24 protein-coding genes and 1 pseudogene are annotated in these 25,134 nt (G+C 69.7%); 13 read left to right on the forward strand and 12 right to left on the reverse strand.

Translation table 11 applies throughout. The features are described 5' to 3' along the window. Positions 1 to 54: 54 nt before the first annotated feature. The 5 genes from ACFCXS_RS11570 to ACFCXS_RS11590 all read right to left on the reverse strand — a co-directional run bounded on the left by ACFCXS_RS11570 (position 55) and on the right by ACFCXS_RS11590 (position 5,849). Positions 55 to 1,302, reverse strand: a complete 1,248-nt coding sequence (locus ACFCXS_RS11570) for a tyrosine-type recombinase/integrase (protein ID WP_376643056.1) — start codon at positions 1,300 to 1,302, stop codon at positions 55 to 57. 47 nt (positions 1,303 to 1,349) lie between these two features. Beyond that, on the reverse strand, positions 1,350 to 1,511 hold the full coding sequence (locus ACFCXS_RS11575) for a helix-turn-helix domain-containing protein (protein ID WP_376643057.1): 162 nt from the start codon (positions 1,509 to 1,511) through the stop codon (positions 1,350 to 1,352). A 20-nt stretch (positions 1,512 to 1,531) separates the two neighbouring features. Next, on the reverse strand, positions 1,532 to 2,989 hold the full coding sequence (locus ACFCXS_RS11580) for a replication initiator (protein WP_376643058.1): 1,458 nt from the start codon (positions 2,987 to 2,989) through the stop codon (positions 1,532 to 1,534). 1,082 nt (positions 2,990 to 4,071) lie between these two features. Continuing rightward, positions 4,072 to 4,344, reverse strand: coding sequence for a hypothetical protein (locus tag ACFCXS_RS11585; RefSeq protein WP_376643059.1), 273 nt, complete (start codon positions 4,342 to 4,344; stop codon positions 4,072 to 4,074). A gap of 323 nt (positions 4,345 to 4,667) precedes the next feature. Beyond that, positions 4,668 to 5,849: a helix-turn-helix domain-containing protein gene (locus tag ACFCXS_RS11590; protein WP_376643060.1), complete on the reverse strand. Its 1,182-nt coding sequence runs from the start codon at positions 5,847 to 5,849 to the stop codon at positions 4,668 to 4,670. A gap of 339 nt (positions 5,850 to 6,188) precedes the next feature. Between ACFCXS_RS11590 and ACFCXS_RS11595 the strand changes: the two are divergent. The 3 genes and pseudogenes from ACFCXS_RS11595 to tyrS form a co-directional block, all read left to right on the forward strand. After that, positions 6,189 to 6,455: pseudogene (locus ACFCXS_RS11595) on the forward strand (metallopeptidase TldD-related protein); the annotation flags it as partial. Continuing rightward, positions 6,452 to 7,846 (forward strand): metallopeptidase TldD-related protein, encoded by a 1,395-nt coding sequence (locus tag ACFCXS_RS11600; RefSeq protein ID WP_376643061.1) that lies wholly within the window; start codon positions 6,452 to 6,454, stop codon positions 7,844 to 7,846. The pseudogene ACFCXS_RS11595 and the gene ACFCXS_RS11600, both read left to right, overlap by 4 nt. A 56-nt stretch (positions 7,847 to 7,902) precedes the next feature. Next, complete coding sequence (gene tyrS / locus ACFCXS_RS11605; protein WP_376643062.1) at positions 7,903 to 9,171, forward strand: tyrosine--tRNA ligase; 1,269 nt, start codon at positions 7,903 to 7,905, stop codon at positions 9,169 to 9,171. 60 nt (positions 9,172 to 9,231) lie between these two features. Here tyrS and ACFCXS_RS11610 read toward each other — a convergent pair whose 3' ends face one another. After that, the gene (locus ACFCXS_RS11610; protein ID WP_344459390.1) at positions 9,232 to 9,507 is read right to left on the reverse strand and encodes a GlsB/YeaQ/YmgE family stress response membrane protein; all 276 of its coding nucleotides are present in this window, start codon (positions 9,505 to 9,507) and stop codon (positions 9,232 to 9,234) included. Positions 9,508 to 9,751: 244 nt separating this feature from the next. Between ACFCXS_RS11610 and ACFCXS_RS11615 the strand changes: the two genes are divergently transcribed. Beyond that, positions 9,752 to 10,147: a DUF3099 domain-containing protein gene (locus ACFCXS_RS11615; protein WP_376643063.1), complete on the forward strand. Its 396-nt coding sequence runs from the start codon at positions 9,752 to 9,754 to the stop codon at positions 10,145 to 10,147. Positions 10,148 to 10,385: 238 nt separating this feature from the next. Further along, positions 10,386 to 10,601, forward strand: a complete 216-nt coding sequence (locus tag ACFCXS_RS11620) for a hypothetical protein (RefSeq protein ID WP_376643064.1) — start codon at positions 10,386 to 10,388, stop codon at positions 10,599 to 10,601. Positions 10,602 to 10,660: 59 nt separating this feature from the next. Here ACFCXS_RS11620 and moaA read toward each other — a convergent pair whose 3' ends face one another. The 3 genes from moaA to ACFCXS_RS11635 form a co-directional block, all read right to left on the reverse strand. Further along, positions 10,661 to 11,650, reverse strand: a complete 990-nt coding sequence (gene moaA, locus ACFCXS_RS11625; RefSeq protein ID WP_376643065.1) for a GTP 3',8-cyclase MoaA — start codon at positions 11,648 to 11,650, stop codon at positions 10,661 to 10,663. A 171-nt stretch (positions 11,651 to 11,821) separates the two neighbouring features. Next, on the reverse strand, positions 11,822 to 13,465 hold the full coding sequence (locus tag ACFCXS_RS11630) for a cation acetate symporter (RefSeq protein WP_376643066.1): 1,644 nt from the start codon (positions 13,463 to 13,465) through the stop codon (positions 11,822 to 11,824). Next, positions 13,462 to 13,818 (reverse strand): DUF485 domain-containing protein, encoded by a 357-nt coding sequence (locus tag ACFCXS_RS11635; protein WP_376643067.1) that lies wholly within the window; start codon positions 13,816 to 13,818, stop codon positions 13,462 to 13,464. The genes ACFCXS_RS11630 and ACFCXS_RS11635 overlap by 4 nt, the downstream gene beginning before the upstream one ends. Before the next feature lie 252 nt (positions 13,819 to 14,070). Between ACFCXS_RS11635 and ACFCXS_RS11640 the strand changes: the two genes are divergently transcribed. The 4 genes from ACFCXS_RS11640 (at position 14,071) to ACFCXS_RS11655 (ending at position 18,866) form a co-directional block, all read left to right on the forward strand. Further along, positions 14,071 to 15,600 carry a S8 family serine peptidase gene (locus ACFCXS_RS11640; protein ID WP_376643068.1) on the forward strand — a complete coding sequence of 510 codons (1,530 nt, stop codon included), beginning with the start codon at positions 14,071 to 14,073 and terminating at the stop codon, positions 15,598 to 15,600. Between the two features lie 56 nt (positions 15,601 to 15,656). Continuing rightward, on the forward strand, positions 15,657 to 17,177 hold the full coding sequence (locus ACFCXS_RS11645; protein WP_376643069.1) for a S8 family serine peptidase: 1,521 nt from the start codon (positions 15,657 to 15,659) through the stop codon (positions 17,175 to 17,177). Between the two features lie 85 nt (positions 17,178 to 17,262). Next, a complete protein-coding gene (locus tag ACFCXS_RS11650) occupies positions 17,263 to 17,793 on the forward strand; it encodes a hypothetical protein (protein ID WP_376643070.1) in 531 nt (176 codons plus the stop codon). 23 nt (positions 17,794 to 17,816) lie between these two features. Continuing rightward, positions 17,817 to 18,866 carry a CopD family protein gene (locus ACFCXS_RS11655; protein WP_376643071.1) on the forward strand — a complete coding sequence of 350 codons (1,050 nt, stop codon included), beginning with the start codon at positions 17,817 to 17,819 and terminating at the stop codon, positions 18,864 to 18,866. Positions 18,867 to 18,938: 72 nt separating this feature from the next. On the opposite strand, the gene ACFCXS_RS11660 is transcribed toward ACFCXS_RS11655, so the two are convergent. Then, the gene (locus ACFCXS_RS11660; RefSeq protein WP_376643072.1) at positions 18,939 to 20,072 is read right to left on the reverse strand and encodes an FAD-dependent oxidoreductase; all 1,134 of its coding nucleotides are present in this window, start codon (positions 20,070 to 20,072) and stop codon (positions 18,939 to 18,941) included. Positions 20,073 to 20,183: 111 nt separating this feature from the next. On the opposite strand from ACFCXS_RS11660, the gene ACFCXS_RS11665 reads away from it, so the two are divergent. Next, a complete protein-coding gene (locus ACFCXS_RS11665; protein WP_376643073.1) occupies positions 20,184 to 20,870 on the forward strand; it encodes a TetR/AcrR family transcriptional regulator in 687 nt (228 codons plus the stop codon). Between the two features lie 6 nt (positions 20,871 to 20,876). Here ACFCXS_RS11665 and ACFCXS_RS11670 read toward each other — a convergent pair whose 3' ends face one another. Continuing rightward, positions 20,877 to 21,557, reverse strand: coding sequence for a lysoplasmalogenase (locus tag ACFCXS_RS11670; RefSeq protein WP_376643074.1), 681 nt, complete (start codon positions 21,555 to 21,557; stop codon positions 20,877 to 20,879). Next, entirely contained in the window at positions 21,554 to 22,636 is a 1,083-nt protein-coding gene (locus ACFCXS_RS11675; protein WP_376643075.1) for a sterol desaturase family protein, read from the reverse strand. The genes ACFCXS_RS11670 and ACFCXS_RS11675 overlap by 4 nt, the downstream gene beginning before the upstream one ends. A gap of 278 nt (positions 22,637 to 22,914) precedes the next feature. Here ACFCXS_RS11675 and ACFCXS_RS11680 point away from each other — a divergent pair, with 278 nt between their 5' ends. From ACFCXS_RS11680 to ACFCXS_RS11690, 3 genes are all read left to right on the forward strand, one after another. Continuing rightward, positions 22,915 to 23,922, forward strand: coding sequence for a DEDDh family exonuclease (locus ACFCXS_RS11680; protein WP_376643076.1), 1,008 nt, complete (start codon positions 22,915 to 22,917; stop codon positions 23,920 to 23,922). 97 nt (positions 23,923 to 24,019) lie between these two features. Further along, the gene (locus tag ACFCXS_RS11685) at positions 24,020 to 24,253 is read left to right on the forward strand and encodes a hypothetical protein (protein ID WP_078615365.1); all 234 of its coding nucleotides are present in this window, start codon (positions 24,020 to 24,022) and stop codon (positions 24,251 to 24,253) included. A 49-nt stretch (positions 24,254 to 24,302) separates the two neighbouring features. Further along, positions 24,303 to 25,097: an SURF1 family protein gene (locus ACFCXS_RS11690; RefSeq protein WP_376643077.1), complete on the forward strand. Its 795-nt coding sequence runs from the start codon at positions 24,303 to 24,305 to the stop codon at positions 25,095 to 25,097. The last annotated feature ends 37 nt before the right edge of the window (positions 25,098 to 25,134 follow it).

Consider the following 25,134-nt stretch of genomic DNA (forward strand, 5'->3'; position numbering starts at 1 on the left):
GGCCGATCCGGCCCGAAATCTGCACCAGGTCGACATGCGATCACAGCGAACCACCTACGCCACGTCGTCCCAGTCCTCGATGTCGTCCTCAGAGGGCGTCAGCGAGGGCGGGACGATGAGTCCCTTGAAGGGCTCCAGCTTCAGTCCCAGACGGTTGTGCATCGTCCGGGCGCCACGGTCCATGGCCCGGCGGACAAGGTGGCCGTACACCAGCTCTGTGGTCCGAGTGGTGCGGTGACCGACCCAGGCCGCCACCTCGAAGAGCGGGATGTGAGTGTGGATGGCCTCGGAGACGAAGAAGTGCCGGAAGCTCTTCGGGGTGTACTGCGGAGTCCCGGCCAGCTTGGCCGCCGCCTTGAACTGGTCCAGGAACCAGTCATACGAAGGGTGGCGGTCGTTCAGCCGGGGGGATTCGAAGAACCAGCCCCGATCTCCCCACGTCCCGAACGCGTCAATGTGATCGTTGAAGATCTCGTTGATTGATTCGGGTACCGGAGTCTTGCGAGCCTGTTCGAAGGCACGATGTTTCGTGCCCCGCTTCACACCGCGCCTATAGCCGGAGATCTCTTGGCAGCCATAGGCCGAGACCTGGTGATCCACGGCGAGTACGCTTCGCTCCCAATTCATTGACTCGTCAGAGAGTGCCAGAGCCTCCCCCGGGCGCACGCCACAACCCGCCATGGCCCAGAAGCCGGCTCGGATCAGCTTCGGAGCTTCCGCGATGATTCCAAGCACCTCTTCCATGCTCGGGATGTCTTGGTCGGTGACGGGGGTGAGTTGCTGCCCCGAGCGCCGACGCGGATTGGCTTTCTTACACGGATTACGGCCGATGATTTCGGCGGCTACCGCGTAGTTGAAAACGGACGACAGGACGTTCTTGCGTCCATTGATTCCGGTTTCCTTGTAGCCGCGTTCCTTCTGGTCCGCCTCCCATTCCAGAATCGTCGTAGGGGTGATACTGCCGATGGGTTTGTTCCCGAAGAAAGGGCCGTAGTGGTTGTCATAGACGCTCTGGTAATTCCTCTTTGAGGACTCTTCCAGAGTTCCCGCCTCAACCCACTCGTGCCACACCTGCTCGAACGTCCGCTGTCCCGCCTTGGGGTTGATGTAGGTCCCCAAGTCCTTGTCCCGCTCGACCTTGACCGCGAACGCTTCCGCGTCTTCGAGCTTCTTGAAGGACACCTGTCGGGGCTTGCCTGCCCTGCCCCCGGGCTCCCGGTACGTCACCCGGTACGGCTTGTGAGGGCACGCGGGTTTCTTGCGCCGGGGGCAGGAGCAGTCTTCCTTCTTGATGGTCGCCACGCGTGTTAACCCTTCACATGTTGATTGGTCGGTGACTGATCGTCAGCCTACCCTTGCTGCATACGCTCCTCAACCCAGGTGTGCAGATCACGAGTTCGGAACCGGACATGCTTGCCGACCTTGAGGAACGGGATGCCCCAGCGCCGGTACGAGTCCATGAGGACACGCTTGGTCACTCCGAGTTCCGCCGCTGCCTCATCCGGCGTCATGAGCAGGTTGCTACCGCCCCTCACAGCTCCCACCCCCGCCCCTCGTCCTCTATCGCTTCCCGAGCGAGTTGGCGGCTCATGACGTGGTCTTCTGCGATTCCGGCAGCGACCAGGGAAGCGCCGGCGGTGTAGCCAGAGCCGACGAAGCGCCAGTTCGAGTCCGTGACGACGGCAGGACTGTCGGTCGGTTCTGTATCGCCACGCCGGTACTCGGCCCGCGCCTCGCGAAGGGCCATGTACGTGGTGGAGTAGCGGCGGGATTTGGTGAGGATGTGCCCCCGGTAGCCGAGCGTGTGAGCCCAGGTGCGCAGCCAGAGGTGTTCGAGTTCCGGCAGGCCGCCCAGGCGCCAGCACGTAGCCATCAAGGCCCGCACGTGCGGCGTGACAACGGCCGCATGGATGTCGTCCAGGCTGGCGACGCGGTAGTCCAGTCCCGCGCCGGTTTCGGCTGTTCCCTTGGAGACGTACTTGGCCACGTAGGCAGCGACCGCGTCATCAGTGGGTCCCTCGTCATCGGCGAAGGACCAGATGGGCCGTACGGACAACTGTGCGCCGAATACGAGGAGTTCGGTTCCGTAGGCGTCTGATTCCGGGACGCGCACGTTCGCCGATGCGGCAGCCGTGTGTACGGCGTCGGTGAGCAGTTCGGCCGTGGCCCAGTCGGGGGAAGGGTCGCCGGGACCTGCCGGACCGTCCAGGCGTACCACCCCGTGGAAGTGGATGGCTGCGCGCTTTTGGTACTCGGCGACCTTGGCGAAAGACACCACCAGGTGGTCACGGAGCTTCGAGCGCGGGATCCCTGCGGCGGAGGCGAGGTGCCGCCGTACGGCGGTGGTGAACCGGTCCCACAGGCGCCCGGTGTGCGCGTGCCACAGCACGTGGGCCACGTGGTCGTAGCAGTCCGGGCACAGGGGACGGCCCAGCGCCGTGTCATTCTCGGCGTGCACCAGGCCGCAGCCGACCGGGCGCCCGTGTTGGCACTCTCCACCGTCCCGGCGCGGTCGGCATCGCTCACCGTCGAGGAAGCGATGGACCGACCCGAATGAGGGCGCCGTCAGCGTGACGAACAAGCGGGGCTGATTGCGCACCGCATCGGGCACGTTCTTGCCACCGGTCAGGCCCGCGCGGATCAGCTGATAGGTGTCGCCCGCATGCAGATAGGAGCACGGCTCGCAGACCGACGTACGGCGGTTGCGGCAGCGCACGGCCAGCCGCTCACCCGGCTCCCCGGCAGTCGAATAGGAAGAGATCAGCTCACCCGTCAGCGCATCGCGGGTGCCTGTGGAGCCGGACAGATAGATCGGATGGGCACAGCCCCCGATTGCCTTGATCTGCTCCAGCCAACGCGGAAATAGGGGGTCGTTTGCCAGACGGATGATATCCCGATCGGCATCGGAGAGCGTCCGCAGACGCTTTTCACGCTCCAGGTCAGCGGAGCAGATATTCGAAGTGGTCACCTCGTGCGAGGTGTTGAACACAGGGCACCTCCAAAACGGACGGACAGGGAGGAGCACGAGCAGAGACGTAGGCGTGAGTCATGTCTGAAATCTCCTTGGCTTTGACTTAGCTTGAATTGATGCAGAGTCAGAAATGAGAGCGTGTGTCGAGGCAGCGTGAGAGAGCACGAAGACAAAGAAGGCAGAAGAAGGCTGAAGGCGTGATATCTGCTGAAGAAAGTCTGTGTCTATGTCTGTGTCTGAGATTCGCTGAAAGAAGGCTCGCCGCTCGAACGCCCATGATCCCAGAGGCACCCGGGGGACGCCAACGAATTACGGCCGCAGGCAGAGCACTTGAGGCCCGGCCGGAGAGAACCCCATGGGGACCGTGCCGGGCTGCCTGGGGAGTCTGGTCAGCCGGTTGCGCCCCGGACCATGCGCCCAGCGGGAGACGGAAGCGGGCAGCGGTGCGGGGCAGGTGTCGGAATCTGTCTTCACTTCCTCCAGGCGCGCCTTCGGCGCGCCGTCGGGGCGGCTTGCCGCACCCCGGCCCGGCATGCGGCCTTCGGCCGGTCCGGTCCGGGGCGCCGCCGCCCCGGCGCACACCGGGCGACCCGAGAGCGTGAGCCAGCTCCTCACAGCCCACCTTGCCCGCCCAGTCCCCGTGGACTCATGGACCGTGACTCACGCCCTCCAGACGCCCACGGCACCGATCCGGCCCACGGTGTTCACCGACCAGCATCAGGCCCGCTACGGCCACGCGTGCGCATCCTCGTGCCCCCAGAACAGGCCACACTGCGCAAACCCTCTGTGGCTGGGGCCGACGGCCTCCGAGGATTTTAGGCAGCCACCATGGGGCGAGCCTCGAAGAACAGGGGGCCGATCGGGCTATTGCGGGCAGGTCCAAAGACTGCCCGATCCCCTGGCGAGCGTAAGGCCCCCTGTTCACTCGCCCCATGGCAGCTCCAGCCCAAAATCCTCTACGGCCGGCGGCGTGCCCACAGTGCGCTATCACGGACCACAGGCCCAGACAGCAGAGAGCCCCGCCCATGCGCCGGGGGGAGACGCACAGACGGGGCAGCCGACTCGCTGAGCTTGATTCGCCGTCCTCAGCGAGCCGGGGTCTATTCCTCGCGACTCACGCAGGTGTGATCGGTCACGACACGGCCGTCCGGCGCCGTTTGAACGTGCGCAGGTGACGCCATCAGATGCGCCGCTACCTTCTGCACCACGTCAGCGTTCCACGTCCCCAAGGCCACCATCGGACGCCCGTCCGGCGCTACGCGCGGAGCCAGCCAGCCAAGGTCCCGCTTCGGAATCCCGATCGCCAGCAGTGCCTGACACAGCGCCTCATGCGCGTCAGCAGCGGCCTTCTTGCTGCTCTTGTAGATCTCCATGGGGATCACTGCCCCGCCTCCCTCGGCGCGCAGGCCGTGTGCCAGTAGGCCACGATCGGAGACGAGTCCCGGCGAGCCAGCATCCCCCGACGACAGCTCTCAAGGCTCTTGATCGGCTTTCCGCACGCCGGGCACGTCTCACCAGCCGGGGCGTAGGTCGTGTACTCCCACTGTCGCGCGTCGGCATCGACCGTGGTCGTGCTCTCACGGACAGCTGTCTCTTCTGCTCTACCTTGGGTCGCCATAGATATGACGCTATGTAACGGTAGGAACACACCTCAATGGCACTTTGATGGGGGGCTAGCCCGAAGTGCCACACCGAGTCACACCGGTACGCCGATCGCGTCAGCCAGGTCCCGCATCTCCTGCGTGAGGGTGCGCCGACTCGCGATCACTCGGCCGAAGATGTCCCGCGCGTAGCGTTGGTTAGGCAGCCACTGTGGAGCGTCCGCGCGGATGCCCTGCAAGACCTCAACCGTCTTCGCGTAGTCACGCGAGCGGGCATGCGCCTCCGCCACGTCCAGGAGGTGACGGTTGCGGTTGTTGGAGGTGGGCCGCATGCCGCTGGTCGGGATGCGCTTCGAGAGCTTGAGCACCAGGTCAGGCTTGTCGACGATCATGGCATTCTCGGCCCGCTTCAGAGCCACCGTGACCGGTCCGAACGCCTGCAAGAAGTCGTCGCGAGGGGCGAACTCCCGCCCCATCGCGACGGCCGCCGAGTTGGCGTAGCGCAAAGCGTCTTCGGCCTCTCCAGGCCGGTTGTCCCGGATTGCAGCAGCGGAGGCCCGCAGCAGCAGCCAGCCCCAGGCGCTCAGCTCCGCCGGGGTCGCCCGCGAAATTCGGGGCTCGACCTCATCCGCCCACCGCGTTGCCAGCTCCCGCGCCTCAGCCAGCCGACCGCGCCTCAGCAAGAGCCAGCATTGTGTGCTCACCGTCGCCGCCGCCTGTAGCCGATCCGACGACTCCTCCAGTGACCGGGACAGTGCGATGTCGGCCGCCTCGAACTGTCGAGTCTGCGTGAGCAGCCAGCCTGTGAGCTGTGAGAGCCGGAGACGTACGGCCCGCCCCTCTGGGCCACTCTCGGCGATCAGATCAGCATCCCGCAGCAGGGGCGGAAGGATCACACTCAGCTCTGCGAAGCGATCACCGGAGAAGAGCGGCAGGGCTGATTCCAGCGCGTCCCGCACACCGCCCACGGTCGGCTCTTCCGTCGCACCGTCCGCCCGTACCGGAGCCACGAGCGCACGCCGGACAGCCTCCCAACGATCACCAGCGCCAGGCGCCGTCTCGGGATCTTCCTCATGATCAGCAATGAGGTTCGTCGTCGGCACCCGCAGTGCCGTCGCCAGCCGACGCGCAGTCTCCAGGCGCGTGTCAGCCCGCTCCCCCTGCTCCAGCTTCCGAATCAAGGAAAGGGACACGCCTGTCTCGCTCGCTAGCTGACGCTGCGTCATGCCACGCCGCTTGCGCACTTCCTGAAGCCGCTTGCCAATGTCGGCACTCATGATTCGAGCGTACGGCGCCCGCCGTCCGTCCGGGCAGCCTTCACCGCTCGTCACTCCCGCAGGCTGCCTTGTCACGCGACTGGAGAGTCTGAGGTCAGGGCGATATCCGCATCCCAGTCCGGAGCACCGATGGGTAGTCTCTGATCCGATCTGGAGCCAGCCTCCAGGACCCACGCCAGGTAGCCCCGAGGCAGGTCCCGTAGGTCGACACCAGGTCATCACCAGACCCCGTACAGTCCGGTTTCACCCCGTATGAACAGGGATTGAGGGCAGACCGTGAATAACCGCCTGACCTGCACAAACGCCGATCAGAGAGGTATGCCCCCTGACCCTGCGGTGAACTTCCAGTTCACCGGGCAGCGCTTCTACCGCATCGAGAACGGGCGGCTCGCCGGGCAGCTGCGCGATGTCGCCTACCAGGCGACGACCACCGACTTCTGGGGGTCGATGTCCGCGGTGGGCGGGCCGCAGACCTATGTGCTCGGCGGCGCCTTCAACTGCGGCAAGGCCCAGCCGGGGCAGGTCGCGGCCGTCTCGCACGGCTGCCCCTCTGCGCTCTTCAAGGGCGTCAACATTCTGAACACCACGCAGGAGGCCGGTCGATGAGCCCTCTCACGAGCAAGCCGCACGAGGTGGTCGAGCGGGCCCTGGAGCTGTCCCGGGCGGACGGCTGTGTCGTCATCGCCGACGAGCAGTCCACCGCCAACCTGCGCTGGGCGGGCAACGCGCTGACCACGAGCGGCGTGACGCGCGGGCGCACGCTCACCGTCGTCGCCACCGTCGACGGCAAGGAGGGCACCGCCTCCGGGGTGGTGTCACGGTCCGCCGTGACACCCGACGAGCTGGAGCCCCTGGTGCGGGCCGCCGAGGCCGCCGCGCGCGGCGCCGGGCCCGCCGAGGACGCGCAGCCGCTGGTCACGGGCGTGACGCAGTCGCCGGAGTTCACGGAGGCACCCGTCGAGACCTCCTCCGCCGTGTTCGCCGACTTCGCTCCGGCGCTCGGCGAGGCCTTCGCACGCGCGCGTGCGGGCGGCCGCGAGTTGTACGGCTTCGCCAACCACGAGCTGGTGTCGTCGTACGTCGGCACGTCCACCGGACTGCGGCTGCGGCACGACCAGCCGAACGGGACGCTGGAGCTGAACGCCAAGTCGCCGGACCGGACCCGGTCCGCGTGGGCCGGGCGCTCCACGCGGGACTTCAAGGACGTCGACCCGGCGGCCCTGGACGCGGAGCTGGCCGTGCGCCTCGGCTGGGCCGAGCGGCGCGTGGAGCTGCCCGCCGGGCGCTACGAGACGCTCCTGCCGCCGACGGCCGTGGCGGACCTGCTGATCTACCAGATGTGGTCGGCGTCGGGCCGGGACGCGGTCGAGGGGCGCACGGTGTTCTCCAAGCCGGGCGGGGGCACGCGGGTCGGCGAAAGGCTCACCGACCTGCCGCTGACCCTGCGCAGCGACCCGAACGAGCCGGGCCTGGAGTCGGCGCCGTTCGTGATCGCGCACTCCTCCGGGGGCGACCAGTCTGTGTTCGACAACGGGCTGCCGCTCGCTCCCACCGAGTGGATGCGCGAGGGCGAGCTGCGGCACCTGACGACCAGCCGGCACAGCGCGGGCCTGACCGGCCTGCCGGTGGCACCCGGCATCGACAACATCGTCCTGGACGGGGGCGAGGACCGTTCCCTGGAGGAGATGGTCGCGAACACCGGGCGCGGGCTGCTGCTGACCTGCCTGTGGTACATCCGCGAGGTCGACCCGGCGACGCTGCTGCTGACGGGACTGACCCGGGACGGCGTCTACCTCGTCGAGAACGGCGAGGTGACGGGCGAGGTGAACAACTTCCGGTTCAACGAGTCGCCGGTGGGGGTGCTGGGCCGGGCGACGGAGGCCGGGCGGACCGAGAAGACGCTGCCCAGGGAGTGGAGCGACTGGTTCACCAGGGCGGCCATGCCCGCGCTGCGGGTCCCGGATTTCAATATGAGCTCTGTCAGTCAGGGCGTATAACCTCGTAGGCGGCTGTCACCCGACTGCCCGAAGATCATCGAGGAGACACGAGAACCGTGACGGACATCGTCGACGAGCTGAAGTGGCGCGGGCTGTTCGCCCTGTCCACTGACGAGGACGCTTTGCGCAAGGCGCTCGCGGACGGTCCCGTCACGTTCTATTGCGGCTTCGACCCGACGGCACCGTCGCTGCACGTGGGGCACCTGGTGCAGGTGCTCACCGTGCGCCGGCTCCAGCAGGCCGGTCACCGGCCGCTGGCGCTGGTCGGCGGTGCCACGGGCCTGATCGGCGACCCGCGCCCGACCGCGGAGCGCACGCTGAACGACCCGGAGACGGTCCGCGGCTGGGTCGACAGGCTGCGCGGCCAGATCGAGCCGTTCCTGGACTTCGAGGGCGAGAACGCGGCCGTCATGGTCAACAACCTCGACTGGACGGAGAACCTCTCCGCGATCGAGTTCCTCCGCGACATCGGCAAGCACTTCCGCGTCAACAAGATGCTGACGAAGGACTCCGTGGCCCGGCGCCTGGAGTCCTCCGAGGGCATCAGCTACACGGAGTTCAGCTACCAGCTGCTCCAGGGCATGGACTTCCTCCAGCTCTACCGGCGCTACGGCTGCACGCTCCAGCAGGGCGGCAGCGACCAGTGGGGCAACCTCACGGCGGGCCTGGACCTGATCCACCGCCTGGAGCCCGACGCGACCGCGCACGCGATGGCGACGCCGCTGATGACCAAGGCGGACGGCACGAAGTTCGGCAAGACCGAGGGCGGCGCCGTCTGGCTCGACCCGGAGATGACCACGCCGTACGCGTTCTACCAGTTCTGGCTGAACGTGGACGACCGGGACATCTCGAAGTACATGCGCATCCTGTCCTTCCGCTCCCGCGATGAGCTGGAGGAGCTGGAGCGGCAGACCGAGGAGCGTCCGCAGGCCCGGGCCGCGCAGCGTGCCCTCGCCGAGGAGCTGACGACGCTGGTGCACGGCGCCGGCCAGACGGCCGCCGTGATCGCCGCGTCGAAGGCCCTCTTCGGGCAGGGCGAGCTGGCGGAGCTCGACGAGCGGACGCTGGCCGCGGCCCTCTCCGAAGTGCCGCACATCCAGGTCGCCGAGCTCGGCCCGGCCGTCGACCTCTTCGCCGAGGTCGGCCTCGTGGCGAGCAAGTCGGCCGCGCGCCGCACGGTCAAGGAGGGCGGCGCCTACGTGAACAACGTCAAGGTCGCCGGCGAGGACGCCGTCCCCGCGAAGGAGGACCTGCTGCACGGCCGCTGGCTGGTGCTGCGCCGGGGCAAGAAGAACCTGGCCGCGGTCGAGGTCACGGGCGGCTGAGAGCGCACGGCGAAGGGGGCGGTCTCCGTTCGGAGGCCGCCCCCTTCGCCGTGCGCCCCGTCATGCCCTGCTCCTGTCTCCTCTGGCCGCCGTCCAGGCCCGGTCGCCCAGACCGACGAGGATGATCGCCATCACCAGCTGGAAGACGTGCCGCCACCAGTCGATTCCCGATGTGGCGTCGACGCCGGCCGCCCGGGCGATGGCGTTGCCGGCGATGCCGCCGATCATGCCCAGGATGACGGTCAGCCACAGGGGAAGGTGTTGCTTGCCCGGAATGATCGCCTTCGCGATCAGACCGAGTACCAGTCCTACGATGATCGCCCACAACCAGCCCATCACTGCCTCCTCGTGCGGCTCGACGTGAGCACTACGGCCAGTGTCGGCCCAGTTGCCGTACGCCGCATGCCGACGCGGACCGTACGCGGGACGGCGCAGGCCGTTCGCCCCGCGGTGCGCAACCCGGTCTCGTGGCGGGCGCAACCGCGGCGTAACGTAAGAGCTGTCCCGGTCAGGTTCCCCGGCCGGCCGGGGACGGCCACGGGGCGGGTGAGAGTCCGATACGGGCGGATGGTGGAATGCGATGCGGAAGCAGCATGGCGGCGGCAACGTCCAGGTTTTCCGGATCACCGGCGCCCGGACGGGGCTGCAGGAGGACGTACGCGGGCGGCAGCGCCGGTACGTGATCTCGATGACGGTCCGCACGATCTCCGTGATCCTCGCGGCCACCCTGTGGAACGTCGAACGGCACGTCGCCATAGTGGCGTTGGTGCTCGGGCTGGTGCTGCCGTACGTCGCGGTGGTGATCGCCAACGCCGGGCGTGAGAATGCGCCGTCTCTGCCGTCGACGTTCGTGGTGTCGCGGTCGCGTCCGACGATCGCCCCGCCGGGTACGGGTGACGGGTCGGAGGAGTCGGTTGCGGAAGATGCCGTGCCCGGGCCGGGGGCGGGTGCGCGGAGCGAAGCGCACGAGCGTTAGGCGCGTCCCGGCGCCCTTCGGCGGGAGAACGCACCGGAGCGGGAAGGGAAGTCAGCTTCCCGCCAAGCTCAAGAAAAGCTCAGATCAATCATGTTGTTCCAGTGCCGGGGTCGGGGTTACCCGTGACATACTTCGTACGCGCTCCGCATCCCCCGTCGGAGCGACGGACCGACGCCGGGCAGCTCCCCCCGTGGCTGCTCGGCGTCGCCTTTTCTGTGTGCTGTGGTGAGACGAACCTGTGAGTGACGAGACGCCCATCTGTTCCGCGAAGGGCTGCCGTGTCGACGCCGTGTGGGTACTGGCGTGGAACAACCCGAAGATCCATACGCCGGAGCGGCGCAAGACGTGGCTGGCCTGTGAGGAGCATCGCGAGCATCTGTCGCAGTTCCTCGGGGTGCGCGGGTTCTTGAAGGACGTGGTCCTTCTGAAGGAGTGGGAATTGCGGGACGTGTGACGCTTCCGGGTGCGGGTGCGTCGTGGCTTGTCGCGCGGCCCCCGCGCCCCTGAGTGTCTCTACCCGCCGATCGCCGACATGGGCCTGGTCGGCTGTACGAACGTCGGGTCGTCCAGGCCCGCTCCCGCCTTCTTGCCCCACATCGCCAGGCGCCAGATGCGGGCGATCTCCTCGTCCGGGGCGCCCGAGCGCAGCGCGGCGCGCAGGTCCGTCTCCTCCTGGGCGAACAGGCAGGTGCGGACCTGTCCGTCGGCCGTGAGGCGGGTGCGGTCGCACGCCGCGCAGAAGGGGCGGGTGACGGAGGCGATGACGCCGACGACATGCGGGCCGCCGTCCACCAGCCAGCGCTCCGCCGGGGCCGAGCCGCGCTTCTCCTCGCCCTCGGCGGTCAGCTCGAAGCGGGTGCGCAGGGAGGCCAGGATGTCGCCGGCCGTGATCATGCCGTCGCGCTTCCAGCCGTGCTGGGCGTCCAGCGGCATCTGCTCGATGAACCGCAGCTCGTATTCGTGCTCCACGGCCCAGGCCAGCAGGTCGGGGGCCTCGTCGTCGTTGAGCCCGGGCATCAGGACGGAGTTGACCTTGACCGGGGTCAGGCCCGCGTCACGGGCGGCGTACAGGCCCTCGATGACGTCCTTGTGGCGGTCGCGGCGGGTGAGGGTCTTGAAGACGTCCGGGCGGAGCGTGTCCAGGGAGACGTTGACCCGGTCCAGGCCCGCCTCCTTCAGGGCGGCGGCCGTGCGCTTGAGGCCGATGCCGTTGGTCGTCAGCGACATCTGCGGGCGCGGCCCAAGAGCGGCGACGCGCTCGACGATGCCGACCAGGCCCGGCCGCAGCAACGGCTCGCCACCGGTGAAACGGACCTCCTCGATGCCGAGGGAGGTGACCGCGATGTCGATCAGGCGGACGATCTCGTCGTCGGTGAGCAGGTCCGGCTTGGCCAGCCACTGCAGGCCCTCCTCGGGCATGCAGTACGTACAGCGCAGGTTGCACCGGTCGGTCAGCGAGACCCTCAGGTCGGTGGCCACCCGGCCGTAGGTGTCGATGAGCACGTGGGCCCCCTCCCTCGTCGCGGATCACGCGTGCGGCTCTGCTTGTCCGGCACCTGTGAGCCTACGTGACCCCACCGGCAACGCCACAGACCCGATCCCACGACGCGGAACGCGGCCGGGCCGCGGGTACCTGGAGGTTCCTACGACACGGCCGCGCGGGTGGAGTGGTGCTCAGTGGGCTCCGGTGCCGGTCAGGGACCGGACCTCCAGCTCCGCGTACTTCTTGGCGTCGGGCTCCTCCTTGGACAGGACCGTGCCGAGCCAGCCCATGAGGAAGCCGAAGGGGATGGAGATGATGCCCGGGTTCTTCAGCGGGAACCAGGCGAAGTCGACCTCGGGGAACATCGCCTTGGGGTCGCCGGAGACGACGGGCGAGAACAGCACCAGGCCGACGGCGACGATCAGACCACCGTAGATCGACCAGAGCGCGCCCTGGGTGGTGAAGCGCTTCCAGAACAGGCTGTAGAGGATCGTCGGGAGGTTGGCGGAAGCGGCGACCGCGAAGGCGAGGGCGACGAGACCGGCCACGTTCAGGTCGCGGGCCAGGGCGCCGAGGCCGATGGAGACGACGCCGATGAAGACGGTCGCCCAGCGGGCCGCGCGGACCTCCTCGGCGCCGGAGGCCTTCCCCTTGCGGATGACGTTGGCGTAGATGTCGTGCGCGAAGGAGGACGACGAGGCCAGGGTGAGGCCGGCGACGACGGCGAGGATCGTGGCGAAGGCCACCGCCGAGATCGTGGCGAGCAGGATCGCGCCCCACGTCGAGTCGACACCGCCCAGGTGCAGGGCGAGCAGGGGTGCCGCCGTGTTGCCGGACGGGTTGGAGGCGATGATCTCCTCCTGCGAGATGAGCGCGGCGGCGCCGAAGCCGAGCGCGATCGTCATCAGGTAGAAGCCGCCGATGATGCCGATGGCCCAGTTCACGGACTTACGGGCGGCCTTGGCGTCGGGAACGGTGTAGAAGCGGATCAGGATGTGCGGCAGGCCGGCGGTGCCCAGCACCAGGGCGATGCCCAGGGAGATGAAGTCCAGCTTGGAGGTGCCGGTCGCGCCGTACTGGAGGCCGGGCTCCAGGAAGGCCGCGCCCTTGCCGCTGTTCTCGGCGGCGGTGCCGAGCAGGTCGGAGATGTTGAAGTTGAACTTCAGCAGCACCAGGAAGGTGATCAGGATGGTGCCGCCGATGAGCAGCACGGCCTTGACCATCTGGACCCAGGTGGTGCCCTTCATGCCGCCGATGGAGACGTAGACGATCATCAGGAGACCGACCAGGGCGACGATGAGGATCTTGCCGGCGTCGGAGGTGATGCCGAGCAGCAGCGAGACGAGGACGCCCGCTCCGGCCATCTGCGCGAGCAGGTAGAAGATCGACACGACGATCGTGGAGGTACCGGCGGCGGTGCGCACGGGGCGCTGGCGCATGCGGTACGCGAGGACGTCGCCCATGGTGTAGCGGCCGGAGTTCCGCAGCGGCTCGGCCACCAGGAGCAGGGCGACGAGCCAGGCGACCAGGAAGCCGATGGAGTACAGGAAGCCGTCGTAGCCGAAGATGGCGATCGCGCCCGCGATGCCGAGGAACGACGCGGCGGACATGTAGTCGCCGGAGACGGCGAGTCCGTTCTGGAAGGCGCTGAACTGGCGGCCGCCGGCGTAGAAGTCGGCGGCGTCCTTGGTCTGGCGGCCCGCCCAGATGGTGATGCCGAGGGTCGCGAGGACGAACAGCGCGAAGAGGGTGATGATCAGCGGGCGGTGCTCGCTGGCCTCGTTCGCGGCGAGGAAGTGCTGCTGGGCGAGGACTGTCTGCGGTACGGAGCTCATGCGCCGCCCTCCATCCGGGTCTTGATGGCCTCGGCCTTGGGGTCGAGCTTCGCGGCGGCGTGCCGCGAGTACCACCAGGCGATGAGGAACGTGGTGACGAACTGGGCGACGCCGAGGACGAAGGCGACGTTGATGTTGCCGAACAGCTTGGTGCCCATGAAGCCGCCCGCGTAGTTCGAGAGCAGGACGTACAGCAGGTACCAGGCGATGAAGCCGACGGTCAGCGGGAAGGCGAAGGAGCGGTAGGAGCGGCGCAGTTCACCGAACTCCGCGCTCTCGTGCACCTCGGCGAACTCCTCGGGTGAGGGGAGCTTGTGTTGCTCTTTCGAGGGGGGCGGTGCGTCGGTGGCCACGAAAGTCTCCTCGTAAGGACGGCAGCGGTTGTGAACGTGGGCGGAGGCGCGTGTCCTCGCGCTCCTTGTTCAACGTCACGGCGGCGCGGGAGAACCGGTTCAAACGCCCGGCGTTGTTTCCGAAGTCGTTTCGACAAAGCGTTGCTGGCCAGCGAGAGGCCGGGATAGCTTCACCCTGCACCACGTCATGTACCTGCCCGGGCACCACCTGTGTCTCGGGCCGGTTTCGTTTCCGGAGGATGTGGAGACCCCATGTCTCACTCGCGTTCCAGACGCCGGCTCGCTCTCGCCGTGCCCGTCGTGCTGTCCCTGACCGCCTCGCTGGGCTTCCTGCCCGCCGCCGCGTCGGCGGCTCCGCAGGCGGAGCCGTCCGTCCGGACGGCGGACGGGCCCAAGCTGGCGTACGTCGTCAACACCAAGGTGGACCGCCACGCGATCGCCTCGGTGAAGAAGGCGGTCGGGAAGGCCGACGGCTCGGTCGTGGCCGCCTACGAGCGGATCGGCGTGCTCGTCGTCCACTCCTCGAACCCCGGCTTCGCCCAGGAGATCCGCAAGGTCCGCGGGGTGCGGTCCGCAGGCGCGACACGGACCACGCCGCTGGCCCCGGCGGGGACGAAGGAGGAGGGCGCGGTCGAGTACCTGACGGCCGCCCAGGCGAAGCGCACCGAGGCCGCCTCGGCGACGACGCCCGAGAGCGAGCCCCTGGAAGCGGACCAGTGGGACCTGCGCGCGATCGGCGCCGACAAGGCCGCGCGGATCGACCCGGGCAGCCGCAAGGTGACCGTCGCCGTGATCGACACCGGCGTGGACGACACCCACCCCGACATAGCCCCGAACTTCTCCGCGTCCCAGTCCGCCAACTGCGCGGGCGGCAAGCCCGACACCAGTGAGGGCGCCTGGCGGCCGTACACCGCCGAGGACTACCACGGCACGCACGTCGCGGGTGAGATAGCCGCCGCCCGCAACGGCGTCGGCGTCGCGGGTGTCGCTCCCGGCGTGAAGGTGTCCAGCATCAACGTGACCGACCGGGCGAACGGCCTCTTCTACCCGGAGAGCGTCGTGTGCGCGTTCGTGTTCGCCGCCGACCACGGCGTCGAGATCACGAACAACAGCTACTACGTCGACCCGTGGCTGTACAACTGCATGGACGACCCGGACCAGCGGGCCATCGTCGACGCGGTCAACCGGGCGCAGCTGTACGCGCAGAAGAAGGGCACACTGAACGTCGCCGCGGCGGGCAACTCCAACCACGACCTGGACTCGGACGCGATCGTCGACGACTCCAGCCCGGACGACTCCACGCCGGTCGAGCGCACCATCGACCCGCACGAGTGCTTCGACGTGCCGAACCAGCTGCCGGGTGTCGTCACGGTGAGCTCGACGGGCGTCGACAACGTCAAGTCGTACTTCTCGACCTACGGCAAGGGCGTCGTCGACGTCGCCGCGCCGGGTGGTGACCGCCGCTACCAGATCCCGGACACGCCGTCGAAGGACGGCCGCATCCTGTCCACCCTGCCGGGCGGCACGTGGGGCTTCCTGCAGGGCACCTCGATGGCCTCGCCGCACGCCTCCGGCGTCGCCGCGCTGCTGAAGTCGAAGCACCCCTGGGCGTCTCCGGCCCAGTTGCAGGCGCTGCTGAAGGCGCAGGCCGACGAGACCGCCTGCCCCGCCTCCTACGACCAGGACGGCGACGGAACGCAGGACGCGGTGTGCAAGGGGGGCAAGCGTCTCAACGGCTTCTACGGCCACGGCATCGTCAACGCGCTGCGCGCGGTCAAGTGACCCGGCCCGCCCTCGAGACCTTCGCACGATCAGCTCGTGCACGAACTGGAGACAGCATGACTGCGCCGTACGCGCGCCACCGTCGCGCGGTCGCGATCCCGGCCGGGATGGCCGTGGCCACGGCCCTCGCGTTCCTGCCGAACACCGCGGCCTCGGCCACCGAGGAGGCCCCGGCCCCCACCGCGGCCGAGGCGACCTCGCTCAGTTACGTCGTCAACGTCAAGCCTGGGCACGGCACTTCGGCACATGTGAAGAAGGCCGTCGCCAAGGCGGGCGGCACGATCGTGACGTCGTACGACCAGATCGGCGTCCTCGTCGTCCACTCCTCGGACGCCGGCTTCGCCAAGACGATCCGCACGGTGCGCGGCGTGCAGTCGGCGGGTGCCACGCGGACCGCGCCGCTGCCCTCGGCGTCGACGGGTGACCTGGGCGCGCCGAAGGCGCTGAGCGCGGCCGAGGTCGCCGCGGCCGACGCCCCCGCCGGGCAGGACCCGCTGCAGCCCCAGCAGTGGGACCTGCCCGCCATCAAGGCGGACAAGGCGCACGAGAAGACGCTGGGCAGCAAGAAGGTCACGGTCGCCGTGATCGACACCGGTGTGGACGACACCCACCCCGACATCGCGCCCAACTTCGACCGCAAGGCGTCGGTCAACTGCGTGTCGGGCAAGCCGGACACGGCCGACGGGGCCTGGCGGCCGGGCGCCGCGGAGAGCCCGCACGGCACCCATGTCGCCGGCGAGATCGCCGCCGCCAAGAACGGCGTCGGCATGACGGGGGTCGCGCCCGGGGTGAAGGTCTCCGGCATCAAGGTGTCCAACCCGGACGGCTTCTTCTACACGGAGGCCGTGGTCTGCGGCTTCGTGTGGGCGGCCGAGCACGGGGTCGACGTGACGAACAACAGCTATTACACGGACCCCTGGTACTTCAACTGCACGAACGACCCGGACCAGAAGGCGCTGGTGGACGCCGTCGGCCGGGCCTCGCGGTACGCGGAGAGGAAGGGCGCGGTCAACGTCGCGGCGGGCGGCAACGAGAACTACGACCTCGCCTCCGACGAGATCACCGACCCGTCGTCCCCCAACGACAGCACCCCGGGCGACCGGGTCGTCGACCCCTCGAAGTGCCTGGACATACCGACCCAGCTGCCGGGTGTCGTCACGGTCGCCTCGACGGGCGCGAAGGGCATCAAGTCGTCCTTCTCCAACCACGGGCTGGGCGTCATCGACATAGCCGCCCCGGGCGGCGACTCGACCGCCTACCAGAAGCCGGACGCGCCGGCCACGAGCGGTCTGATCCTGGGCACGCTGCCGGGCGGCAAGTGGGGCTACATGGCCGGTACGTCGATGGCGTCCCCGCATGTCGCGGGCGTCGCCGCGCTCATCAAGTCGACGCACCCGCACGCCTCTCCGGCCCTGGTGAAGGCCCTGCTGTACGCGGAGGCCGACGCCGCGGCGTGCACGGACCCGTACGACATCGACGCCGACGGCAAGATCGACGCGGTGTGCGAGGGCTCGAAGAACCGCAACGGTTTCTACGGCTGGGGCATCGCGGACGCGCTGGACGCGGTCACCAAGTAGAGCAAGTAGAGCTCGTGTGAAGGTGATCCGGGCCGGGCGGGGTACCCGTCCGGCCCGCTTCATGCCTGCGGCAGGATTCCTTGTCATGGACGTGTACGAGGATCCGGCGACCTGGACAGCCCGACCCGTGCGGCCGCAGTGGCAGTTGGCCCTGCGGTTCGCCGGCAGTGTGGTGTGGTTCCCGGTGGTGTGTGTGCTGTGGGCGGCGGTGTTCGCCGTGTTCCTCGTCGTCGGCATGTTCGCGGAGGTCGTCACGACCTTCAGCAAGACCCTCGAACGCGGCTACCTCGACACGCTGGGCTGGACGATGGACCGCGTCGGATGGCTGGCCTCCTGGTGCGTGTCCTGGCGGGAGCTGCGCCACGAGGGCGACGTCGCGTACTACAAGGCGCGCGTGGAGAAGGTGGTGGGCAAGTGGACCGCCAAGGCCTCCGCGCCGATCGAGCCGAAGAAGCCGAGGCCGCCCGTGGAGTGTGCGATACCCATGCGGCACTACCGGGGGGTCGGCGGGTGGTACGTCGCGGAAGTCGCGCTCGCGCAGGGGTGGGAGCTTCGGCCGACGGACGAGGACAAGGAGGTACGGCTGCGGTGGGCGGCCGCGTCCCGGGTTGATTGAGTACGGCCGACTTGCCCGGCTGTATGGAGGTTGGTGAAGATCCTGGGGTGACTTCGCCAAGACCGATACCCGGGGTGACCGATTCGCGCGGCCCGCTGCGGCCCCCCGGTGCGGGCCGGGCCGTCGCCGTCCTGGTGCTGGTGACACTGGCCGCGCTGACCCCGCTGCTCGGCCCGTCCGCCGCGCTGCGCGGTACCGGGGAAGCCGAGGCGCCCGGCGCCGGCGGTATCGCCCTGCTGCGCACGGTGCTGTTCGCGGCGCTGTGCATACCCGTCGGCGAACTGTTCGTGAACCGGCTGGCGCGATCGCTGCCCGGCCCGGAGGCCGCTCCCCCGTCTCTGCCCCGCAGCTGGTCCCCCTTCTCGGCCGCCGCCGGATTCGTGGCCGCCCTCGGGCTCGCCGCCGTCGTGGCCACCGGCAACCTCGTGCCGGGCGGCGGGGCGCACATCGACGCCGGGGGGCTCTACGCCTCCCGGGACGGCAAGCTCGCCCTGCTGGAGGTCAACGCGTTCCTGGTGGCGGGGCTGTGCGCCGTGTCGCGCCGGCCGGTCACGCAGGTGTGGCCGGCGGCCGCCGTGATCGTCGCCGAGGCACTGCGCGCCCACCCCACGACCGAGCACACCCCGCTGATCGGCGCCGGACTGACGCTGGTTCACCTGTCCTGCGCGGCGCTGTGGGTGGGCGGCCTGGTGCACGCGCTGCGCGTCCTGCGGCTGTGGCGCGGCCGTCCCGACCCGGCGGCGGGAGCGGCTCTGCTGGGCCTCTACGCGCGCGTGGCGGTCGTCCTGCTCGCCGCCCTCACCGCGACGGGAGTGTGCAGCTCCCTGCGCCGGATGCCGCCGGAGACGATCCTGGAGCAGCTGACCGGGACGGCGTACGGGCGCACGCTGCTCGCCAAGGTGCTGCTCGTGGCGATCGTCGCCGCCCTCGCGGTGTGGGCCCGGCGACGGCTGCGCCGGGCCGCCGACCCGCTGACCGCGTGCACTCCGGCCCGGGCGGAGGTCGTCGCCCTGGGCCTGGCGGTCGCGGTGTCCGGGGTTCTGACGGCGCTCCCGGTGCCCATCCGCTGGTGAGGGTCGCGAAACGGCGCGCGGACCGCGATGTGCACTGCGCCGATGGCCTGTCGCTGCGCGCGGAGGCGGAATTCAGGCCTCCTGTGCGGCGCCGGTCATCAGGGCGAGCACGCTGTGCGGCGCGTGGTCGTCGATCATGAGCCTGTAGAAGCCGTCGTCGTCCGCTTCCACATCGGCGGCCCGGGCGAACATGGCTTGTTCGTGGGCGGCGAGGGCGGCCTCCGCATCTCCGGGGTGCGCCGCGAGGGCCCGGCCGAGTTCCGCGCCGTCCTGCATGGCCAGGTTGGCACCTTCGCCGTTCGGCGCCCGCAGGTGGGCGGCATCGCCGATCAGGGTCACCCCCCGTACGCGGTCCCAGCGGTGTCCGGCCGGGAGCGTGAAGACGGGGCGCAGGACCGGCGGGGTGTCGCTGTCGGTGATCAGGGCGGTGAGTTCGGGAGCCCAGCCGTCGAACTCCTTCGCGACCCGTTCGGTGAAGACCGCGGCATCGGTGGTGTCCAGGTCGGCGAACCAGTCCTGGGGCTTCCTCAGTTGCGCGTAGGTGTGCAGCGTTCCGCCGCCCTCCCGGTGGGCCAGCAGCCCCCGGCCCGGCGCGAGCGCGAACAGCGAGCCGGCTCCGACCGCCTCGGCGGAGGCGCAGTGGCGGGTTCCCGCGTCGAAGAGGAACGTCTCCACGCTGCAGACGCCGAAGTACCGCGGAGCGGCCGTGGAGAGCAGCGGCCGTACGCGCGACCAGGCGCCGTCCGCACCGACGAGCAGGTCCGCGACCACGGTGGTGCCGTCGGCGAAGCCCACCCGGTGGCGGCCGTCGGCGAGGGTCCGCACGGTTGTGGCCTTGTGGCCCCAGCGGACGGTACCGGCGGGCAGGGAGTCGAGCAGCATCTGCCGCAGCGCTCCGCGCGGTACCTCCGGGCGCTCACCGGTTCCGGTGTCGGGCAGGTCGAGCAGCACGTCGCCCGCCCGGTCCATGACCCGGTACGCCTCGCGGCCGGGCAGGACCAGCTCGCGGAACTCCTCGATCAGCCCCGCCGCTTCCAGGGCGGCCTGCCCGCTGCGGGGATGCAGGTCGAGCAGGCCGCCCTGGCGGCGGGCGTCCGGCGCGCGCTCCGCCTCGTGGACCGTGGCCGGGATGCCGTGCACGTGCAGGATGCGGGCCAGCGTCAGGCCGCCCAGACCTGCGCCGACGATGGTGACCGGTGTCGTCATGGTGTCCTCCCCATCCCCTTCGCGGGGTGTAGCGGCATCCTCGTTGGATCGCCACTCCAATCACGCTAACACGGAGTTGGATCGACGCTCCATCCGTGGGATGCTGGGGTCATGGAGCAGAGAGCGGCGAAGGGGTCCGCGCGGGCCCCGCGGCGGACGGACGGTCTGTCGAGGAAGCTGATCATCCGGACCGCGATCGAGATCCTGGACAGCGGCGGCGAGAAGGCGCTGACGCTGCGCGCGCTCACCGTGCGCCTGAGCACCGGCTACGGGGCGATCTACCACCACGTCGCGGACAAGAGCGATCTGCTCGCCACGGCCACGGACGACGTCATCACCGGCGTGCTGTCCGGCGCGGTCGCCGACGCGGACCCCCGCACCGGTCTGCGCCGCCTCGCCCTCGGCCTGTTCGACGCGATCGACGCCCACCCCTGGGTGGGGGCGGAACTCTCCCGCCGGCCGTGGCGGCCCGCACTGCTGGACTTCTACGAGAGCATCGGCCGGCTGCTGGACGCCCTCGCCGTTGCGGAGGAGGCCCGCTTCGACGCGGCCGGCGCGCTCGTGAACTACGTTCTCGGCGTCGCCGCCCAGAACGCCGCTAACGCGAGGCTGCTCGCGGGCGGCGACACGGACCGGGAGACCTTCCTGGAGGACGCCGCCGCGCAATGGGCGCAGATCGACCCCGCCCGGTACCCGTTCGTGCACGCGGCGGCGGCCCGGCTCGGTGAGCACGACGACCGCGAACAGTTCCTCGCCGGAGTCGACATCTTCCTCGCCGGTATCGCGACCCTGCGCTAGCGGACCTCAGACGGCGCGCATCTCGCCGTACGTGACGGCCGGTGCCCTGCGGGCATGGAGCGCCCCGAGCGTGCCGACCGTCAGCAGGGTCTGCGCGGCGATGTACGTGAGCATGATCCAGAAGTCCGGCGCGGGCAGTTGCGGCCACCCGGCCACACCGGTCGCGATGAGCGTGTCGGACAACAGGAACAGCGCCCCGCCGAGCCCCGCGAAGAGACCGATCCGGATGGCGGACCGGTAGGCCATGGCGGTGAGCAGGAGGCTGTAGCCGGCGACCGGCACACGCAGGTCAGCGGGCAGGTCCGGCCAGAGCAGCGCCACGGTCGTCACGAGGGCGGCGGCGTAGCCGAGGGCCAGGACGCCCGCACGCGCGCGTGGGACCGCGTTCCGGCTGCCGTACGTCGCGAAGAGCACGAGCCAGCACACGTGGCCCGCCGCGAAGGAGGCCATACCCGCGAGGAAGGCCGGCTCGGCGTCCGACAGCAGCAGGACGTCGCCGCCCCAGCCGAACAGCAGGGCGGCGAGGAGCGGTCGGGGCGCCTTGCGCAGGGCGGCCCACAGGGCCAGGAGCGGCATCAGCAGGGGCTTGGCGACGGTGTGCCCTGCGTCGGCACCGGTCGCGAGGCAGACGAGGTCGACGAGGACGGCGAGGCCGAAGGCGGCCAGGAGCAGACGCGAGCGGTTCACGCCGACGCGCTCTTCCCGGCCGGAGCGGTCCCGGCCGGAGCGGTCCCGGCCCCGGCGACCGGTACGGCCGCGGGGTCCGGTACGGCCGCGGGGTCCGGTACGGCCGCGAGGTCCAGGGTGCCCCCGGAAACCGGCCCGCTCCCGGAAACGGGCGCGGTCGTGTCGGGCGGGGACGGAGCCGGGGCGGTCGCGTCGGCCGGGGACGGGGCCGGGGCGGCGGTCGGCGACGGAGTCGGCGCGGGAGTCACCGGTCCCGGTCCCCAGCCCGGTCCGCGGAACACGCGCCCCGCGCGCTCGCGCCAACCGCGGGCCGCTCGCAGGTCCTTGGCGATGGCCACGTACTCGTGCGTGGCGACCTTGAGCAGGTTGTACGTGGTGATGTTCTTGGTCAGTCCGTACCGCGGCCGCTCGGTCTCCGCGACGAAGGACCCGAACAGCCGGTCCCAGACGATGAGGATGCCGCCGAAGTTGCGGTCCAGGTAGCCGCCCTGGGAGGCGTGGTGGACACGGTGGTGGGAGGGGGTGTTGAAGACGAACTCGAACCAGCGGGGCATCTTGTCGATGCGCTCGGTGTGGATCCAGAACTGGTAGACGAGGTTCGCGGAGGAGCAGAACGCGAGCGCGGCGGGGTGCACGCCGACGGCGACGAGGGGGACGTAGAACGGCCATACGGTCAGGGTCGTCCACGGCTGGCGCAGCGCGGTGGTCAGGTTGAACTTCCGGCTGGAGTGGTGGACGACGTGGCAGGCCCACAGGATGCGGACGACGTGGTGGCCGCGGTGGGACCAGTAGTAGAAGAAGTCCTGCCCGAGCAGCATCAGCGGGACGGTCCACCACAGCACGGGCACACGCAGCGGCGTGAGTTCGTAGAGGGCCGTGTAGATCGCCAGGATCGGGATCTTCCACACGAAGTCGAAGGCGAGGCTTCCGAGCCCCATGCCCACGCTCGTCGCGGCGTCCTTCGCCTCGTAGCCTTCCGCGTCCTCGTCGGGATGGAGGCGGTAACTCACCATTTCGACCACGGTGAGCAGCACAAAAGCGGGGACGGACCACAGCACGACATCGGGCAGGTTCGGCATGCAAGCACCGTAGGACCGGAGTCCCGCCCCGGCCAGACGTTGTTACCCACAAGTATTACCGACGGTACACGCTTGCTTCTTGGCGATCTCCGCCAATCCGGTACGGGGCGAATTCAGACATCGGGCAGGGAGACGCCCGGCTGATCGACTGAGGACCGATCAGACGTACACCCCTCGAACGGACAGACCGGACAACACGCCTGAGGGGGTGTCGGAAGGGCCCGGCCGGCACACCTGACGGACGGCGGTGTCAGTCGCGGCCCGTATCCTCAGTGACCATGCTGGAAGACCTGACGACCGCAGTGTTCTCGGCCACGCCGTGGCCGGCCGCGTATCCCAAGGGGTACGCGGTCGTTGACGTGGAGACCACGGGCCTGGCCCGGGACGACCGCATCATCTCCGCGGCGGTCTACCGGCTGGACGAGCGCGGCGAGGTCGAGGACCACTGGTACACGACGGTCAACCCCGAGCGCGACCCGGGCCCCGTGTGGATCCACGGACTGACGAGCGAGGCGCTCGAGGGGGCGCCCCTCTTCCCGGACATCGCCGAGGAGTTCACGGCCCGGCTGGCGGGGCGGGTGCTGGTCGCGCACAACGCCGTCTTCGACTGGCAGATGATCGCCCGGGAGTACGCGCGCGCCGAGCGCGAGGCGCCGGTGCGCCAGCGGCTGTGCACCATCGCGCTCTCCAAGGAACTCGGCCTGCCGTTGCCCAACCACAAGCTGGAGTCCCTCGCGGCACACTTCGGCGTCGTCCAGCAGCGGGCGCACCACGCCCTGGACGACGCGCGCGTGCTGGCGGAGGCGTTCCGGCCGAGCCTGCGGGCGGCGGCGGCGAACAACGTACGGCTGCCGTTGCACGAGTGCCGGCCGCTCACCGAGTGGGCGGACCGTCCCGCCGCACCCCGCATCGGGCAGCAGGCCGGCCCCGGAGGAGGGGGCTACGGCGGCTACCGGCCGAGCAGTTGGCGCCCGTCCCGCAAGCGCCCGGCCTGCCCCTACCCCAACCCCGGGCGCTACGAGGCGGGCGGGCGGCTCAAGCAGGGCATGCGGGTCGCCTTCTCCGGTGACACCTCCACCGAGCGGGACCTGCTGGAGGACCGTGCGGCCGAGGCCGGGCTGCACGTGGCCACGAGCCTGTCCCGCCTGACCAGCCTGCTCGTCACGAACGATCCGGACTCGGGCACCTCCAAGGTCGTCAAGGCCCGGCAGTTCGGCACGCCGGTCGTGGACGAGGCGGCCTTCGGGCAGCTCCTCGCGGATGTGGAACCGGCGTCCCAGGCATGACCCACCCCGCAGGGGTGACCGTACGGACGGGTGATTGCCGGGCGACTCGCCCGGCGCCCGCTCGCTCGCACGGGGGCGACGGCTCACCCTGTGGCGCATGGCGACCTGTGAGGTATGTGGCAATCAGTACGGAATGACCTTCGAGGTGCACGCGCAGGGCGCGGTGCACGTCTTCGACTGCTTCTCCTGCGCGATCCACCGCATGGCCCCCATCTGCGAGCACTGCCGGGTGCAGATCATCGGTCAGGGTGTCGAGGTCGAGGGCCACTGGTACTGCGGCGCCCACTGCGCCCGCGCGGAGGGAAAGGCAGGAATTGTCGACAAGGTCTGAACCCGCACCCGACTGAATGCACCCCACGACCGAGTTGTACGGTCGTGGGGTGTACCGCTTCCTGATGTCCCGGCAGTGGGTGATCCTCACGCTGATCGCCCTGCTTCTCATCCCCACGATGATCAGGCTGGGCATCTGGCAGATGCATCGCTACGAGGAGCGCACCGCCCGGAACCAGCTGGTCACCGATGCGCTGTCGGCCGACCCGGTGCCCGTGGAGAAGCTGACCGCCCCAGGGCACACCGTGACCAGCGCCGAGCGGTACCGCACGGTGACCGCGAAGGGCCGCTTCGACACCGAGGACGAGGTCGTCGTCCGGCGCCGCACCAACTCCGACGACGAGGTCGGCTACCACGTGCTCACCCCGTTCGTCCTCGACGACGGCAAGGTGCTGCTGGTCAACCGGGGCTGGATCCCCTCCGACGGCCCGAGCCAGACGACGTTCCCGAAGGTTCCCGCGCCGCCGAGCGGCGAGGTCACCGTCGCGGGGCGGCTGATGCCCGACGAGACGACCGCGGCGAGCGGCATCAAGAACCTCCAGGGCCTGCCCGACCGGCAGATCATGCTGATCAACAGCGAACAACAGGCCCGGCGCCTGGACGCCGGCGTCCTCGGCGGTTACATCGCCCAGACCTCCCCCGAACCCAGGGGCGACGTCCCCGAGCTGCTGGGCAACCCCGGCAAGGAGGACGCGGCGCTGAACTACGCGTACGCCATCCAGTGGTGGCTGTTCTCCGCGGCCGTCCCGGTCGGCTGGGTGGTCCTGGCCCGCCGCGAAGCCCGTGAGCGGGCCCAGAAGGCGGCTGCGGAATCCACGACGGAGTCCGAGCCGGCAGCGATGTAGGAACCGCAACCCGGCGCCGGTCAGACGGCGTGCGACG

Source organism: Streptomyces sp. NPDC056373, from assembly GCF_042262425.1.
Lineage (GTDB): Bacteria > Actinomycetota > Actinomycetes > Streptomycetales > Streptomycetaceae > Streptomyces.

Coding starts and splice junctions, on each gene's coding strand:
- ACFCXS_RS11575 (WP_376643057.1), bottom strand. CDS start 1,511: ATGACGCCGGATGAGGCAGCGGCGGAACTCGGAGTGACCAAGCGTGTC.
- ACFCXS_RS11585 (WP_376643059.1), bottom strand. CDS start 4,344: ATGGAGATCTACAAGAGCAGCAAGAAGGCCGCTGCTGACGCGCATGAG.
- ACFCXS_RS11590 (WP_376643060.1), bottom strand. CDS start 5,849: ATGAGTGCCGACATTGGCAAGCGGCTTCAGGAAGTGCGCAAGCGGCGT.
- ACFCXS_RS11600 (WP_376643061.1), top strand. CDS start 6,452: ATGAGCCCTCTCACGAGCAAGCCGCACGAGGTGGTCGAGCGGGCCCTG.
- ACFCXS_RS11610 (WP_344459390.1), bottom strand. CDS start 9,507: ATGGGCTGGTTGTGGGCGATCATCGTAGGACTGGTACTCGGTCTGATC.
- ACFCXS_RS11615 (WP_376643063.1), top strand. CDS start 9,752: ATGCGGAAGCAGCATGGCGGCGGCAACGTCCAGGTTTTCCGGATCACC.
- ACFCXS_RS11630 (WP_376643066.1), bottom strand. CDS start 13,465: ATGAGCTCCGTACCGCAGACAGTCCTCGCCCAGCAGCACTTCCTCGCC.
- ACFCXS_RS11640 (WP_376643068.1), top strand. CDS start 14,071: ATGTCTCACTCGCGTTCCAGACGCCGGCTCGCTCTCGCCGTGCCCGTC.
- ACFCXS_RS11645 (WP_376643069.1), top strand. CDS start 15,657: ATGACTGCGCCGTACGCGCGCCACCGTCGCGCGGTCGCGATCCCGGCC.
- ACFCXS_RS11650 (WP_376643070.1), top strand. CDS start 17,263: ATGGACGTGTACGAGGATCCGGCGACCTGGACAGCCCGACCCGTGCGG.
- ACFCXS_RS11655 (WP_376643071.1), top strand. CDS start 17,817: ATGGAGGTTGGTGAAGATCCTGGGGTGACTTCGCCAAGACCGATACCC.
- ACFCXS_RS11660 (WP_376643072.1), bottom strand. CDS start 20,072: ATGACGACACCGGTCACCATCGTCGGCGCAGGTCTGGGCGGCCTGACG.
- ACFCXS_RS11665 (WP_376643073.1), top strand. CDS start 20,184: ATGGAGCAGAGAGCGGCGAAGGGGTCCGCGCGGGCCCCGCGGCGGACG.
- ACFCXS_RS11675 (WP_376643075.1), bottom strand. CDS start 22,636: ATGCCGAACCTGCCCGATGTCGTGCTGTGGTCCGTCCCCGCTTTTGTG.
- ACFCXS_RS11680 (WP_376643076.1), top strand. CDS start 22,915: ATGCTGGAAGACCTGACGACCGCAGTGTTCTCGGCCACGCCGTGGCCG.
- ACFCXS_RS11685 (WP_078615365.1), top strand. CDS start 24,020: ATGGCGACCTGTGAGGTATGTGGCAATCAGTACGGAATGACCTTCGAG.